General features: G+C 72.7%; 14 protein-coding genes. 6 read left to right on the top strand and 8 right to left on the bottom strand.

The window, feature by feature from the left end; all coding sequences use genetic code 11:
* Positions 1–25 precede the first annotated feature (25 nt).
* Complete coding sequence (locus FB554_RS08915) at positions 26–790, bottom strand: TetR/AcrR family transcriptional regulator (protein ID WP_170206824.1); 765 nt, start codon at positions 788–790, stop codon at positions 26–28.
* Between the two features lie 94 nt (positions 791–884).
* On the opposite strand from FB554_RS08915, the gene FB554_RS08920 reads away from it, so the two are divergent.
* A complete protein-coding gene (locus FB554_RS08920) occupies positions 885–1,316 on the top strand; it encodes a hypothetical protein (RefSeq protein ID WP_142005635.1) in 432 nt (143 codons plus the stop codon).
* Positions 1,317–1,585: 269 nt separating this feature from the next.
* On the opposite strand, the gene infB is transcribed toward FB554_RS08920, so the two are convergent.
* The 4 genes from infB to FB554_RS08940 form a co-directional block, all read right to left on the bottom strand.
* Positions 1,586–4,465 carry a translation initiation factor IF-2 gene (gene infB, locus FB554_RS08925; protein ID WP_142005636.1) on the bottom strand — a complete coding sequence of 960 codons (2,880 nt, stop codon included), beginning with the start codon at positions 4,463–4,465 and terminating at the stop codon, positions 1,586–1,588.
* Positions 4,466–4,568: 103 nt separating this feature from the next.
* Positions 4,569–4,946, bottom strand: a complete 378-nt coding sequence (locus FB554_RS08930) for a YlxR family protein (protein WP_338070560.1) — start codon at positions 4,944–4,946, stop codon at positions 4,569–4,571.
* 18 nt (positions 4,947–4,964) lie between these two features.
* Positions 4,965–6,005 (bottom strand): transcription termination factor NusA, encoded by a 1,041-nt coding sequence (gene nusA / locus FB554_RS08935; RefSeq protein ID WP_142005638.1) that lies wholly within the window; start codon positions 6,003–6,005, stop codon positions 4,965–4,967.
* The gene (locus FB554_RS08940) at positions 6,005–6,535 is read right to left on the bottom strand and encodes a ribosome maturation factor RimP (RefSeq protein ID WP_142005639.1); all 531 of its coding nucleotides are present in this window, start codon (positions 6,533–6,535) and stop codon (positions 6,005–6,007) included. The genes nusA and FB554_RS08940 overlap by 1 nt, the downstream gene beginning before the upstream one ends.
* A 120-nt stretch (positions 6,536–6,655) precedes the next feature.
* Here FB554_RS08940 and FB554_RS08945 point away from each other — a divergent pair, with 120 nt between their 5' ends.
* Together FB554_RS08945 and FB554_RS08950 are read left to right on the top strand one after the other, a co-directional pair.
* Positions 6,656–7,696: a DUF4439 domain-containing protein gene (locus FB554_RS08945; RefSeq protein WP_142005640.1), complete on the top strand. Its 1,041-nt coding sequence runs from the start codon at positions 6,656–6,658 to the stop codon at positions 7,694–7,696.
* Positions 7,697–7,718: 22 nt separating this feature from the next.
* Positions 7,719–8,696, top strand: coding sequence for an aminoglycoside phosphotransferase family protein (locus tag FB554_RS08950; RefSeq protein WP_142005641.1), 978 nt, complete (start codon positions 7,719–7,721; stop codon positions 8,694–8,696).
* A gap of 170 nt (positions 8,697–8,866) precedes the next feature.
* Here the strand turns inward: FB554_RS08950 and FB554_RS08955 are convergent, their stop codons facing one another.
* Complete coding sequence (locus FB554_RS08955; protein ID WP_142005642.1) at positions 8,867–9,514, bottom strand: dihydrofolate reductase family protein; 648 nt, start codon at positions 9,512–9,514, stop codon at positions 8,867–8,869.
* Between the two features lie 354 nt (positions 9,515–9,868).
* Positions 9,869–10,099, bottom strand: a complete 231-nt coding sequence (locus tag FB554_RS08965) for a condensation domain-containing protein (protein WP_142005643.1) — start codon at positions 10,097–10,099, stop codon at positions 9,869–9,871.
* Between the two features lie 104 nt (positions 10,100–10,203).
* Here FB554_RS08965 and FB554_RS08970 point away from each other — a divergent pair, with 104 nt between their 5' ends.
* The 3 genes from FB554_RS08970 (at position 10,204) to FB554_RS08980 (ending at position 14,682) form a co-directional block, all read left to right on the top strand.
* The gene (locus FB554_RS08970) at positions 10,204–12,207 is read left to right on the top strand and encodes a thioredoxin domain-containing protein (protein ID WP_142005644.1); all 2,004 of its coding nucleotides are present in this window, start codon (positions 10,204–10,206) and stop codon (positions 12,205–12,207) included.
* A 5-nt stretch (positions 12,208–12,212) separates the two neighbouring features.
* Positions 12,213–13,421, top strand: coding sequence for a CapA family protein (locus FB554_RS08975; protein WP_142005645.1), 1,209 nt, complete (start codon positions 12,213–12,215; stop codon positions 13,419–13,421).
* A 238-nt stretch (positions 13,422–13,659) separates the two neighbouring features.
* Positions 13,660–14,682 (top strand): CapA family protein, encoded by a 1,023-nt coding sequence (locus FB554_RS08980; RefSeq protein WP_142005646.1) that lies wholly within the window; start codon positions 13,660–13,662, stop codon positions 14,680–14,682.
* On the opposite strand, the gene FB554_RS08985 is transcribed toward FB554_RS08980, so the two are convergent.
* Positions 14,667–15,452 (bottom strand): TSUP family transporter, encoded by a 786-nt coding sequence (locus FB554_RS08985; RefSeq protein ID WP_142005647.1) that lies wholly within the window; start codon positions 15,450–15,452, stop codon positions 14,667–14,669. The two genes, FB554_RS08980 and FB554_RS08985, sit on opposite strands and share 16 nt — an antisense overlap.
* Positions 15,453–15,479: the final 27 nt, after the last annotated feature.

The raw sequence follows: 15,479 nt of genomic DNA on the forward strand, positions 1-15,479 counted from the left end.
TTCCCCCGGGCGGCATTCCGGCGGATCACTGCGCGAGCGACCGAACCTTGGTGCGCAGGCTCGCGGCCCAGTCGGCCGGGAGGTCACGGTCGGGGTCGGGCGCCAGGTGGATCGACACCAGCGCGGGCATCGCGGCTCGGACGTCCGCAGCCGCCCGGGCGGCACCCTCGCGCGGGGCTACCCGCCACGCCTGCGTCACGGAGCCGCGGATCAGGCTGGTGGCGGTGCGCACCAACGTGTCGAGGCCGGCGGACCCCACCACCTGCAGCGCCAGCTCCTCGGCGAGGAGGCGATAAGCAGCGATCAGTCGCTCGCAGCGCCGAGCCTCCGAGTCGACCAGGACCTCGGCGATGACCTCCCGCGTCCCGGCGTCCGGCAGCGCGTCGACCGCGGCGACGAGCAGCAGGTAGGTGCGCCACTCCGGCGAGGAGAACAGCAGCTCGACCTCTACCGCCGCAGCCTCGCCGAGCATCGACCCGGCGAGCGCAACCCGGTCGCCACGGTCGCTGCGGCGACGGGCTGCTCGAGTCACCACGTCGGCCAGCACCTCGGGTCCGACCGTCGGCGGCTCGACCACGGTCGCGACGTGGCGCAGCACGTCGACCGCGAGGGCATCCCGGCTGGGCCAACGTCGATAGACAGCGGCGCGGGCGACCCCCGCGTGCTCGATGACCTCCTCCATCCGGAGCCGCAGGTCCAGGACGAGGCCGTCTCGCTGCACGAGTCTGGTCGCGGCGTCCAGGACGCGCTGGGTGGTCTCGGCCTCGCTCAGGCGCTTCTTCGGGGGCACCAGGGCATCGTGCCACGACACCAACCCCTCTTGCGACATCATGTCTCTTGCTTGATACTCGATGTATCAATATGAACGCGACCCTAGGAGTGACATGAGCACCACCCCGTCCGCACCGAGAAGCGCCACCGTCCTGTGGGCCGGGGCGCTCGCCTGCGCGCTGTCCGTCGTCGTCACGATCGCCACCCAAGGGGCCCTGCGAGACGGCCTCGCAGCGGCGTACACCTACACCGCGGACCGCACTCTGGAGGCGGCCCAGTCGGCAACGCTGACCTACCTGTTCACGATCGCCGGGCTCGGCCTGGTCTTCTACACCGCCTACGCCCTGGCCGGCCGGCGGGCGGGCCGCAGCGGGATCGCAGCCTGGCTCTCGGTCGGGCTGCTGGTCCTCGCCTCGGCGCTCGCGATCTACAACCTCACCCAGCCCTTCCCGCTCGCGGTCCGGCTGGTCGGGCTGCTGCCGCCGGCCGTCGGGGCGCTGGCGGTCGGCACGCTCCGCGCCGAGCGCCGCGCCACCGCCGCCTGACGCCCGCCCGGCATCGTCGACGGCGGCACAGGCCATGTTCTCGGCCGCAGCTCCTCCTCCGGCCGCGCTCGCAGGCTCGCCCGTCCGGCATCGTCGACGGCGGCACAGGCCATGTTCTCGGCCGCGTCTCCTCCTCCGGCCGCGCTCGCAGGCTCGCCCGCCCGGCATCGTCGACGGCGGCACAGATAGCACGACGGCGGCACAGAAGTTATCTGTGCCGCCGTCGTACTTCGTGGGCCGCCGTCGTCGGGCGGCCGTTCGCCGTGGGACTACGCCCGCGGCTTCTCGCGCATCTCGTACGTCGCGATCAGGTCGCCCTCCTGGAGGTCGTTGTAGGACCCCAGGTTGATGCCGCACTCGAAGCCCTCGCGGACCTCGGTGACGTCGTCCTTGAAGCGACGCAGACCGGCGATCTCGACGTCCTCGGCCACGACCACCCCGTCGCGGGTGATGCGGGCCTTGGCGCCGCGCCGGATCTCGCCCGAGCGCACGATCGAACCGGCGATGTTGCCGAACTTGGAGCTGCGGAAGATCTCGCGGATCTCCGCCGTCCCGAGCTCGTGCTCCTCGTACTCCGGCTTGAGCATGCCCTTGAGCGCCTGCTCGATCTCCTCGATGGCCTGGTAGATCACCGAGTAGTAGCGGATCTCCACGCCTTCCTTCTCGGCGTACTCGGCGTTCTGGCCCTCGGCGCGGACGTTGAAGCCGATGATCACCGCGTTGGAGGCCACCGCGAGGTTGATGTTGTTCATCGTGATCGCGCCGACACCACGGTCGATGATCCGCAGGTCCACGTCGTCGCCGACGTCGATCTGCAGCAGCGCGTCCTCGAGCGCCTCGACCGAACCGGACACGTCGCCCTTGAGGATGAGGTTGAGCGTCTCGACCTTGCCGGCCGCGAGCTGCTCGTTGAGGTCCTCGAGGCTGATCCGCTTGCGGGCCTTGGCCAGCGACGCCTGCCGGTCGGCGGCCTCACGCTTCTCGGCGATCTGCCGAGCCGTGCGGTCGTCGGGCGCGACGATGAACGTGTCACCGGCGCGCGGCACCGACGCCAGACCAGTCACCTGCACCGGACGCGACGGACCCGCCTCCTCGACGTTCTGGCCGTGCTCGTCGAGCATCGCCCGGACGCGGCCGTGGGCCGTGCCGGCGACGATGCCGTCACCGACGCGCAGCGTGCCGGACTGCACCAGCACCGTCGCGACCGCGCCGCGACCACGGTCGAGGTTGGCCTCGATCGCGACACCACGGGCGTCCTTGTCGGGGTTGGCGCGCAGGTCCAGCGCCGCGTCTGCGGTGAGCAGCACGGCCTCCAGCAGCGAGTCGATGTTCTGACCCTGCTTGGCGGAGACGTCGACGAACATCGTGTCGCCGCCGTACTCCTCGGCGATGAGGTTGTACTCGGTCAGCTGACCGCGGATCTTCGCCGGGTCGGCGCCCTCGACGTCGATCTTGTTGACCGCGACCACGATCGGCACGTCGGCCGCCTGGGCGTGGTTCAGCGCCTCGATCGTCTGCGGCATCACCCCGTCGTCGGCCGCCACCACGAGGATCGCGATGTCGGTGACCTTGGCACCACGGGCACGCATGGCGGTGAACGCCTCGTGACCCGGGGTGTCGATGAAGGTGATCGGCCGGTCCTCGCCCTCGTGCTCCTTGTGCACCTGGTAGGCACCGATGTGCTGGGTGATGCCACCGGCCTCGGAGGCCTGGACGTCGGCGTTGCGGATCGCGTCGAGCAGTCGGGTCTTTCCGTGGTCGACGTGACCCATCACGGTGACGACCGGCGGCCGCGGCAGCAGGTCCTCGTCGTCCTCGGCCTCCTCCTCGGCCTCGAGGTCGATGTTGAACGAGCTGAACAGCTCCTTCTCCTCGTCCTCGGGCGACACGATCTGCACGTCGTAGCCCAGCTCGGTGCCGAGCAGCGCGAACGTGTCCTCGTCCAGCGACTGGGTCGCGGTGGCCATCTCACCGAGGTGGAACAGCACCGTCACCAGGCTGGCGGGGTTGGCGTCGATCTTGTCAGCGAAGTCGGTGAGCGAGGCACCGCGACGCAGCCGCACCACCGTGCTGCCGTCACCGCGGGGAACGGTGACGCCACCGACGGACGGCGCCTGCATCTCCTCGAACTCGCGACGCTTGGCCCGCTTCGACTTGCGGCCGCGGACCTTGCCGCCGCCACGACCGAACGCACCCTGGGTGCCGCCGCGGCCCCCGGGGCCACGACCGCCACCGGGACGCCCGCCGAAGCCGCCGCGGTAGCCACCGCCACCGGGGCCGCCGCCGGGACCGCCACCGCGGCCGCCGGGGCCACCACCGCGCGCCGGGCGCTCACCCGGACGTGGGACAGCGGTCTTGCCCGGCATCATGTTCGGGCTCGGGCGCGGGCCCCCGGGACGGGGAGCGCCGCCACCCGGGCGCGGACCGGCCTGGCCGGGCGCGCCCTGACGGTTCGCAGGGCCACCGGCGCCGGCACCCTGACGGTTGCCCGGGCGCGGCATGCCCTGCTTGTCGGCGAACGGGTTGTTGCCCGGACGCGGCCCCGGCGAGGGGCGCATGCCCTGCGAGGACGAGAACGGGTTGTTGCCCGGACGCGGTCCCGGCGTGCCCGGACGGGGCCCGGGACGCGAGGTGCCGCTCGGGCGCTGGCCCGGGGTCGGAGCCCCTGACGGCTTCGGCGCCGCCGGACCCGGCTTGCTCTCGGTCGCCGGCTTGCTCTCGGCCGCCGGGGCGCTGGGCGCGCTCGGCGTCGGCTTCTCGGCGGGCGCGGCCTGCTCGACCGGCTCGCTCGTGGTGGGGGCTGCCGGGGTCGGCTCTGCCGCAGCCGGAGCCTCGGCCGGAGTCGGCTCGGCCGCAGGCTTCGCGGGGCCCGGCTTCGGGCCGGGCTTGGCGGCAGCGCCCGGCTTGGGGGCAGCCTTCTTGGCGGGCGCCGCCTTGGCGGCGTCCTTGGTGGTGCTCTTGGCGGTGTCGTCGCCGTCAGCCTTCTTGGCCGCCGCGGGAGGGTTCTCCCGGATCTTGCGCACGACGGGAGCCTCGATGGTCGAGCTCGCAGACTTCACGAACTCGCCCTGCTCCTTCAGGTGGGCCAGGAGCTCCTTGCTCTCGACCCCGAGCTCCTTGGCGAGCTCGTGGACCCGGACCTTTGCCACGTTTCTCCTTGCTGGTCGTGACGGCCCGGGTCGTGCCGGCGCTGGCCGGCAGCACGGACCGTCAGGGGTGGGTGCTCATCGGTGAGTACTCATCGGGTGCTCATCAGCGTTGAACCCGCTTCCTACGGTCAGCCGCGACGACGGTCGCCTCGGCATCCTTGCTGTTCTCGCCCTGCAGCGCCTCGACCGTGGCCACGACCTCGTCGAGGTCGAGCTGGTCGGCGGTGCGCAACGCCCGGCCGAAGGCCCGCCGCGCGACCGCCTTGTCGAGGCAGTCGGCATCGGGATGAAGCCAGGCACCGCGGCCCGGCAGTCGCTTCCGCAGGTCGGGGACCACCCGGGATGTCCCGGGCCGGGCCTCGTCCGCGACGGCGACGACACGCAGCAGTGCGGACCGCTCGCCGCGCCGACGGCACCCCACACACGTGCGCCTTCCGGCGTGCGAACGAGGGCTGCGACCGTCGGACGGGAGATCGGTCACCACCATTCTAGCGCCAGCTCAGTCAGAACCCGATTCGGGTGGCGCCGCCGACGCGGCCGCGCCCTGCCCCGCGCCCGTGGGCGTGTCGGGTCGGATGTCGATGCGCCAGCCGGTGAGCTTCGCGGCGAGCCGGGCGTTCTGCCCCTCCTTGCCGATCGCGAGGCTGAGCTGGAAGTCGGGTACGACCACGCGGGCCGAGCGCGCGCGCTCGTCGACGATCTCGACGGACTGCACCCGGGCCGGCGACAGCGCCGCGGCGACGAACTCGGCCGGGTCCTCGGAGTAGTCGACGATGTCGATCTTCTCGCCCTGCAGCTCGGTCATGACCGCGCGCACCCGGCTGCCCATCGGGCCGATGCAGGCGCCCTTGGCGTTGACCCCGGGCACCGTCGCCTTGACCGCGATCTTGGTGCGGTGACCCGACTCGCGGGCGAGCGCGGCGATCTGCACGGTGCCGTCCGCGATCTCGGGCACCTCGAGGGCGAACAGCTTGCGCACCAGGTTGGGGTGCGTGCGCGACAGCGTGATCTGCGGGCCCTTCAGCCCGCGCTTGACGCTCACGACGAAGCAGCGCAGCCGGTCGCCGTGGGCGTAGGACTCCCCCGGCACCTGCTCGGCCGAGGGCAGGATGCCCTCGACGGTGCCGAAGTCGACGCGCACGACCCGCGGGTCGCTCGACTGCTGGATCACGCCGGCGACGACGTCACCCTCGCGGCCGCGGAAGTCGCCGAGGATGGCCTCGTCCTCCAGGTCGCGCATGCGCTGGACGATGACCTGACGCGCGGTGGCCGCCGCGACCCGGCCGAACCCGCTCGGGGTGTCGTCGAACTCGGGCCCGGGCTCGCCGCGGTTGCCCTCCTCGTCGACGGGGGCCTCCTCGCGGGCCCACACCACGACGTGGCCGGTCTTGCGGTCGAGCTCGACGCGCGCGTCGCGCAGCGAGCCGTCCTCGCGGTGGTACGCCGTGAGCAGCGCCTGCTCGATCGCCGGGACGATGACGTCCATCGGGATGTCGCGCTCGCGCTCCAGCAGGCGCAGGGCCGCCATGTCGATGTCCATCAGCTCTCCTCGTCGTCGGCGTCGGAACGGTTGAACTCCAGCTGCACCTTGGCCCGGTCGACGTCGGGCAGCGCGAACCGCTGCTCCTCGCCCTGCTCGGGCTGCACGGTGAACCCGTCAGCGTCGGCGGCCACCAGCCGGCCGGTAACCTCCTGCTCGCCGGCGCGCACCTCGACCAGCCGTCCGACGTTGCGCCGGAAGTGGCGCGGCTCGGTGAGCGGCCGATCGGTGCCGGGCGAGGAGACCTCGAGGACGTAGGGCTGCTCGCCCATCACGTCGGAGGCGTCGAGCGCGTCGCTCACCGCGCGCGTCGCGTCGGCGACGGCGTCGAGGCTGAGCGGCGGGACCGCCGACGTGGTGTCGGCGTCGTCGAGGTCGGCCAGGTCGTGGTCGAGCAGCACGCGCACCAGGCGGCGCTTGCCGGCGGGGGTGACGGCGACGTCCTCGACCACGAGACCGAGCGGGCGGACGGCCGCGGTGACCTCGTCGAGCACCGCCTGCGCGCGTGCGGACCGGTCGCCTGTGCTCATCACGTGCTCCTGCCTCTGTTCTCGAGTGGGCGCCGGGACGGTGTCCGGCGCCAGGGGTCGTCAACCCGCAAAGGGTAACGGAGACCTGGGGTCCCTCCGGGCGCGTGACATGATCGCCCGGTGAGTCAGCAGGGGTCAGGTGGGGTGTCCCGGCGCGCCCTCGTGGCCTCGCTGTCCGCCGGAGCGGCGCTCTCGCTGGCCGGTTGCGGCGTCCGTCTCGAGCGCGACGCGCCGCAGGTCCCGGGTCTGCGCACGCAGGACCCGCCCGCCGACCAGGACACGCTGCTCGCGACGCTCGGCGCCCTCCAGCGGCTGGTGCGCACCGCCGAGTCCACCGACCCGGCCCTGTCCCCGTGGGTCGGACCGCTGCTCACCATGCACCGCTCGCAGGTCTCGCGGCTGGTCGACGTCATGGCCGGTCTGGGCATCGACGTGCCGTCGGTCGCCGGGAGCAGCTCGCGCCCGCCGGCGCCCGCCCCGTCCACGACACCGTCCGGGTCCGGCACCTCTCCGGCCCCGCCCTCCGGCGCGCAGGAGACACCTCCGCCGACCACCACCACGCGCTCCCCCGGGTCCACCAGCCTGGCCCCCGACGTGGCCGCGCTCGCCCGGGCCGAGCAGGACGTGCCCGCCTCCGCCGGGTTCGGCGCCGCCTGGTCGGCCGAGCCGACCAACCGCGCGATGCTGCTGGCGCTCGGCGTCACCCGGCACGCGGCGGTTCGGGTGCTGGGCGCCCCGCCGGCGATGGCGTACGGCTCGGTGCCGGCCGCGGCCAGCGCCACGCCGCTCGCCCAGGCGATCCGGCCGGCGGTCTACGGCCTCGAGGTCATCGCAGCGCGCACGCCCACCGACCAGCGCGCGCTCGTCACCTCCACGCTCGGCTGGCTCTACGGCGCGCGCAGCGCCCTCGACGCGGTGCTGGAGGAGCCGGCACGCCCGAGCTATCGGCTGCCGGTGCAGGTCACCGACAAGGCGTCGGCGCGGCGGCTGGCCCAGGCGCTGCTCGGCTCGGTCGCCCGCGCCGCCGCGAGCCAGGTCACGCCGACGGCCGCCCAGGGGCAGGCTCGGCGCGACTGGCTGGTGCGCGTGTGGTCGCTCGCGGCGGCCGACGGCTGGCAGTGGGGCACCCCGCCCGAGCCGTTCCCCGGACTCACGCTCTGACCGCTGTCCCAGGAGGAGACGCATGGGAACCCTCGCCGACCGCATCGGCACGCCGGACGGGAGCGTGCCCGACCTGGGCGCCTTCGGGCCGTCGGTGCCGCCGTCGTTCGTCAGTCTCGTCAGCGGGCACGAGCCCGAGGGCGGGGTCGAGGGGAGCGACTGGTTGCGCACCCTGCCGCGGTTGGTGCGCGAGTGCGCCGAGCGGTGGCAGCTGCGGGCCACTGGGCCGGTGCGGCACGGGATGGCCGCGGTGGTGGTCCCGTGCACGTCCGCCGAGCACGGCCCCGCCATGCTCAAGGTCACCTGGCCGCACCCCGAGGCCGAGCACGAGCATCTCGCGCTGCGGGCGTGGGCCGGCGAAGGAGCCGTACGTCTGCTCGCGGCCGACCCGAGCAGCTGGGCCATGCTCCTGGAGCCGGCGCACGACGACCGACCGCTCACCACCGTCGACGTCGACACCTCCTGCGAGGTCGTCGGCGGGCTGCTGCGTCGGCTCGACCGCCCGGCGCTGCCGGGCACGACACCGTTGTCGCAGGAGTGCGAGCGCTGGGCCGAGCGGATCCGGCGCGAGGGGCCCGCGGTGCTGCCGCGACGGCTGGTCGACCGGGCCGCCGCGATCTTCACCGAGCTCGGCGGTGAGGCCGGCATCGACGACCGGCTGGTGCACACCGACCTGCACGACGGCAACGTGCTGGCCGCCGACCGCGAGCCGTGGCTCGCGATCGACCCCAAGCCGATGGCTGCGGTGCCGGAGTTCGCGGTGGCCTGCCTGGTGTGGAACCGCGAGGAGGAGGCGACGTCCGCGCCCTCGCTGCGCGAGCACGTACGGCGAAAGGTCGAGATCACTTGCGCCGCAGGCGATCTCGACGTCGATCAGGCGATGATGTGGACCCTCGCCCGGTGCGCTCTCAACGCCGTCTGGGAGGCCGAGCGCCCGGACGCCGCCGACGCCGACTTCGTGACCTGGCAGGTGTCGGTCGCCAAGGCGATGGACGGCTGAGCAAGCCCCGAAGCGACCTCCCACCCGCGAACCGTCGTGACTGTGCAAGACACGCGGGCCGGTGCGAGTGCGTACCCGCGTGTCCTGCACAGTCACGGACTGCCGATTCCTCACCGGGAACCGGACCGGCGCCCCGCACGGTCGGACAGACCCCGAACCGACGGCCGGTCCTAGGAGACGACGGTGTCCTTGCCGTCGACCACCTCGTGGTTGGCGGACTGGAACGCGGTGGGGCGCAGCGACATCGCGATCGCGCCGGGGCCCGTCTGGCGCACGTCGGCCACCTCGAACGAGGCGGGCGGGGTGCCCTCGCCGAACAGCCGCTTGCCGCTGCCCACCACCGTCGGGAACTGGATCACCCGGTACTCGTCGACCAGCCCGTTGGCCGTCAGCCCCTGGATCAGCTCCCAGCTGCCGTGCACCTGCAGCTCGCCGTCACCGCCGGACGCCTTCAGCTCGCGCACCCGTTCGACCAGGTCGTCGCCGAAGACGCCTTGGGTGTTGTTCCAGGTGGCGTCCGCGGGCGCGAGCGTCCGAGAGGCGACGAACTTCGGCACGGCGTTCAGCCGCTGCGCCACCGGGTTGTCCGGGTCGGTCACCTGCGGCCAGTACGCCGCCATGATCTGGTAGGTGTTCCGGCCGAACAGCAGGGCGTCGGTGCGCGCGAACCAGCCGTCGACGACCTCGCCGAAGACCTCGTCGGCGAACGGCGCCATCCAACCGCCCTGCGCGAAGCCGCCCGAGGTGTCCTCCTCAGGGCCGCCCGGGCCCTGCATGACCCCGTCGGCGGTGACGAAGGTGTGGGTCGTCAGACGCATCTTCCAGCTCCTGCCCGTACGCCGACGGCGGCTCGTGCTCCCGAGCGGGGCGCCTCGACGGACGGGAACAACCTGACACACCCCGGACGCCCGCGCAGCCGGGCCCGTAGAACTCGTCGGAGAGTGCCGGGTGGAGGGGTTTGGCCAACCGACTCGCCGCCAGCCTGTCGCTACCTCGCAACAGGTGGGCGGCACGTGTTCGGTCACCTGACACCGCTGCCGTGTTAGATCCCTCGACGATCGGGCAGACCGCGACCCGGTCGACGCCCGCAGCCCACGTCGATGCCGTCGCATGGTGCTCGTGCTCGGCGAGCGTCAACGCGATCAGCACGTTGGCGTCGAGCAGGTGCACCGTCACTCGTCGTCCAGCACGTCAGCCACGTCCGCCGACGTGACGCGCTGGCCGAGGCTGACCACCGGGAAGCCGGAGCGCTCGTCGGTGCGGATGTGCAGCGGCTCGTGCAGCTGTCCCAGCCCCCGCACGGTGAGCTCGGACACGACGGACGACAAGGAGACCCCGCGCTCACGGGCCAGCTCGACGGCCCGCCGGTGCACGGCGGGTGGCAGGTCGACGGTGGTGCGCATAGCTGCATCATCATCACATCACCTTTGATGCATTCGGGCTCTGCGACGTCGCGGCTGGGGGGTGGGGACGGGGGACACCAAGCCGTCGGGTGGAGACTCGGGGTATGGCCAACCGACTCGCCGCCAGCCTGTCGCCCTACCTGCGCCAGCACGCCGACAACCCGGTCGACTGGTACGAGTGGGGCGAGGAGGCCTTCGCCGAGGCGCGCCGCCGCGACGTGCCGATCTTCCTGTCCGTGGGCTACGCCGCGTGCCACTGGTGCCACGTCATGGCCCACGAGTCGTTCGAGGACGAGCAGGTCGCCCAGGCGCTCAACGCCGGCTTCGCGCCGGTGAAGGTCGACCGCGAGGAGCGGCCCGACATCGACGCGGTCTACATGCAGGCCACCCAGGCGCTCACCGGGCACGGCGGGTGGCCGATGACCTGCCTGCTCACGACCGACGGCCGCCCGTTCTTCGCCGGCACGTACTACCCCAAGCCCCAGCTGCTCGCGCTGCTCGAGGGCGCCGGGCAGGCGTGGACCACGCGCCGGGCCGAGGTGGAGGACACCAGCGGCAAGGTCGTCGAGGCCCTCGACCACCTGAGCAGCCCGCCATCCAGCGGCCCGATCAGCGACACCGACCTCGAGGCCGCCGTCAGTCGACTCGTCCGCGAGTTCGACTCTGCCCGTGGGGGATTCGGCGGTGCGCCGAAGTTTCCGCCGAGCATGGTGCTGGAGTTCCTGCTGCGCCACCACGCGCGCACCGGCTCCGAACCCGCCCTCGAGATGGCCGCACGCACCAGCGAGGCGATGGCCCGCGGCGGCATCTACGACCAGCTCGACGGGGGCTTCGCGCGCTACAGCGTCGACGCCGACTGGGTGGTGCCGCACTTCGAGAAGATGCTGTACGACAACGCCCAGCTGCTGCGTGACTACCTGCACCTGTGGCGGATCACGGGTGAGCCGCTCCCCCGCCGGGTCGCGGACGAGACGGCCGACTTCCTGGTGCGCCGGCTCGGCACCGCCGAGGGCGGGTTCGCCTCCGCGCTCGACGCCGACACCGACGGGGTGGAGGGGCTGACCTACGCCTGGACGCCCGACCAGCTCGTCGAGGTGCTCGGCCCCGACGACGGGGCGTGGGCCGCCGATCTGCTGTCGGTCACCGAGCGCGGCACCTTCGAGCACGGCACCTCGACCCTGCAGCTGCGCTCCGACCCCGACGACCCGCAGCGCTGGGCGCAGGTCCGCGAGCGGCTGGCCGTGGCCCGCGACCAGCGCCCCCAGCCGGCTCGCGACGACAAGGTCGTCACGTCCTGGAACGGTCTGGCGATCGCCGCCCTCGCCGAGGCCGGGGTGCTGCTGCAGCGGCCCGACCTGCTCGAGGCCGCCCGCCGCTGCGCGCAGTTCGTCGTCGACCAGCACCTCGTCGACGGGCGGCTGCGGCGCGTCTCGCTCGACGGCACCGTGGGCGCGGCGCAGGGGGTGGCCGACGACTACGGCAACCTCGCCGAGGGCCTGCTCGTGCTGCACCAGGCCACCGGCGAGCGACGCTGGCTCGACGTCGCGCTCGACCTGCTCGCCACCGCCCGCGCGCTGTTCACCGCCGACGACGGCGGCTTCCACGACACCCCGAGCGACGGCGAGGCGCTGGTCAGCCGGCCGAGGGCGTACGGCGACAACGCGGAGCCCTCGGGGCAGAGCGCCCTCGCCCACGCGCTCGTCACCGCCTCCGCCCTCACCGCCGACGACGACCTGCGCTCGGCCGCCGAGCAGGCCGTGGCGGCGAGCAGCGCTGTGGCACAACGTGATCCGCGGTTCGGCGGGTGGTTGTTGGCGACCGCCGAGGCGCTGACCGCGGGTCCGCTCGAGGTCGTCGTGGTCACTCCCCCGGCGGCCGCCGACGAGCGCGAGCCGCTCGCCCGGCTCGCCTGGTTGAGCCCGCTCCCAGGCCTCGTCCGGGTCTCCGGCACCCTCGGCAGCGACCAGTCGCCGCTCATGGTCGAGCGGCCGCTGCTCGAGGGCCGGCCGACGGCGTACGTCTGCGAACACCACGTCTGCCAGGCCCCGACCACCGACGCCGACACGCTGGCCGTGTCGCTGGGAGTGCAGGTCGCCCGGCTAGATTGAGCGGCATGACACGGGGGAAACCGCTGCTCGTCGCTGCCGCCACGACGCTGCTCGTGGCCGGTTGCTCGCTGCCGTTCAGCGATCACGAGGGCCAGGGCGCCGCGAGCACCACGGGTGCCGACGGTCGCGCCACGGCCGTGCCGAGCACCGGCGACGAGGGCGACGACAAGAAGCCGGTGAGCGTCACCGTGACCGGGACGGGCGACATCCTCGTGCACGTGCCGGTGACGCGCAGCGCCAAGTCGTTCGCGCAGGAGTCGGGCAGCCAGGACGAGTTCGACTTCGACCCGATGTTCGCGGGCGTGAAGCCGGCCCTGTCGGGCGCCGACGTGTCGATCTGCCACCAGGAGACGCCGATCTCGGCGACCAACGACGACCTCAGCAAGCCCGGCTCGCTGGTCTACAACGTGCCGCGCGAGATCGCCCCCGCCCTGAAGACCGCCGGCTTCGACGGGTGCGACACCGCCTCCAACCACGTGTGGGACCGCGGCGCCAAGGGCATCGACACGACCCGCGAGCAGCTGACCAAGGCCGGCCTCAAGGTCGCCGGCCCCACGACCGACCCGGCCGACCCGGGCATGCCCGCGGTCTACGAGGCCAAGGGCGTCAAGGTCGCCAACCTGTCCTACACGTACACGATCCTCAACCAGTCGGGCCCCAACACGAACACGCCGCCGGGCGCGGACCACCTCGGCCGCTACCTCTACCCCAAGATCGGCGCGGCCGGGATCATCGCCGACGCGAAGAAGGTCAAGGAGGCCGGCGCCGACCTGGTCGTCGTGTCGGTGCACTGGGGCAGCGAGTACGTCAAGGAGCCGACCAAGGAGCAGCAGAGCATCGCCAAGCAGCTGCTGGCCTCGCCGTACGTCGACGGCATCTTCGGCGCGCACGCCCACCTGATCCAGCCGTGCCAGACCTTCGGCGGCAAGACGGTGTTCTACGGCCTCGGCAACTTCCTCTCCAACCAGGGGCCGGGCACGGTCGGCACCCTCGACGAGAACAACGCCGACGGCGCGATCGCGAAGTACACCTTCACCCGCGGCGAGGACGGCACCTGGAGCCAGAAGGCCAGCTATCAGCCGACCATGGTCGACGTGAAGGGCAAGCACAAGATCACCCTGTCGACACCCGAGAGCAACCCCGGCTCGTTCAACCGCACCAAGTCCGCGATGAACGAGCTCGGCAGCTGCAGTGCCACCGCCGATGGCGGCTGAGCGCAGGGCAGCCGCGGCCGCACTGCTCGCGGTCGTGCTGGCCGGATGCTCGACCGGCGGCGGTAACACCGCCGAATCGTCTGGCGCCGCAACGGGATCCGCCCCTTCCCGTACGCCATCGCCACCCACGACGGGTTCCTCACCGTCGGCGTCGGTCGGCACCCGGACCTCCGCCGGCGCCTCCACCACGGGCGCCTCACCCGGCCCCGGCTCCTCCTCCCCCGCGGCCCCCGCACCGGTGCGCGGCAAGCCCGCCACGATCACCCTCTCGGCCATCGGCGACGTGCTGCCGCACAGCGTCGTCAACCGCGACGCCAGCACCGGCTCCGGATACGACTACACCCGCCAGCTGGAGTCGATCAGGCCGATCGTCAGCGGCTCCACCATCGGCATCTGCCAGCTGGAGACGGCGCTGTCGGCCGACAACACCCGCCTGACGCAGAAGAACACGTTCAACTCCCCGCGCGAGCTCGCCCGCGACCTGCGCAAGATCGGCTTCGACGGCTGCTCCACGGCCAACAACCACACCTGGGACGCCGGAGCGCGCGGCCTGCGCGAGACACGAAAGGTGCTGTCCGACAACGGGATCGCCGCCGCAGGACCCGCAGACTCGGCGGCCGCGTCGGGCCGGCCGGCGACGTACGACGCGCCGATCAAGGTCGCCCAGCTCTCCTACAGCTACTCGCTGATGAACTCCATCGAGCAGGACACGACGGTCACGCCGAGCGGCTTCCCGTGGCTGCGCGACAACCTCTATGCCGCCAAGGGCGCGGCGGGCATCATCGCCGACGCGCGCCGGGCCAAGGCCGCCGGCGCCGAGGTGGTGGTCGTCTCGATGCACTGGGGCGGGCAGTTCCAGCCCACGATCTCCGCCGACCAGAAGCGGCTGGGCGACGAGCTGCTGCGCTCGGGCGCGGTCGACGTCATCCTCGGCGCGCACCCGCACCTGGTGCAGCCGTGCGCGAAGATCAACGGCCGCTACGTGCTCTACAGCCTCGGCAACCTCATCTCGACGCAGGGGACCGCCGTCGGGTCGCCGGTCGGCGCGCAGGACGGGGTGGTCGCCACGGTGCGGCTCAGCCGCGACGCCGAGGGCCGGATCAGCCAGTCGCTCACCTATCAGCCCACCTGGGTCGACCGCGGCGACCGGCACAAGGTCGTGCTGGCGACCCCCGACCGGCAGCCGGAGTCCTACCGCCGCACGGTGGCCGCGATGTCTGCGGGCGGCTGCGACGCGAAGCCGGCTCAGCCGACCAGCTGATTCACCACGTCGTAGCCGATGCGCAGGATGAACGCGCTCACCACGACGACGAACACCACGCGGATGAAGCCCGCGCCCTTGGCGACCGCCGTGCGGGCCCCGACGTAGCCGCCGACCAGGTTGGCCGCCCCCATCGCCAGGCCGATCCCCCACAGCACCGCGCCCTGCGGCACGAAGATCACCAGCGAGGCCAGGTTGGTCGCGAAGTTGGCGAGCTTGGCCTTGGCGCTGGCCTCGAGGAAGCCGTAGCCGAGCAGCCCCACCAGCGCGAAGACGAAGAACGACCCGGTGCCCGGCCCCAGGGCGCCGTCGTAGAGGCCGATGCTGAAGCCGGTGAGCCCGGCGATCGCGTAGTGCCGGCGGCCGTCCCACTTCAGCTGCGTCACCTCGCCGAGGCCGGGGCGGGCGAGCGTGTAGGCGCCGACGGCGACCAGCACGAACAGGATGATCGGGTTGAACGCCGACCGCGGGATCTGCGAGGCGATCAGCGCGCCGAGCAGCGAGCCGGCAAATGCCAGCAACGCCAACGGGATCGCCGTGCGCATGTCGGGGCGCACCCGTCTGATCAGCGTCACCGAGCTCGTCGAGGTGCCGCAGATCGACGCGAGCTTGTTCGTGGCGAGCAGCTGCACCGGGGCGGCCCCGGGAAAGGCGACCATCAGCGAGGGCAGCTGCACCAGCCCGCCACCCCCGACGACGGCGTCGATCCACCCGGCCGCGAAGCCGGCGACGACGAGGAGTACGACGGTGACCAGCGAGACGTCGTCCACGAGGGCCCTTCGGATGTCGGTAACGGT

The sequence above is a fragment of the Barrientosiimonas humi genome, assembly GCF_006716095.1.
Lineage (GTDB): Bacteria > Actinomycetota > Actinomycetes > Actinomycetales > Dermatophilaceae > Barrientosiimonas > Barrientosiimonas humi.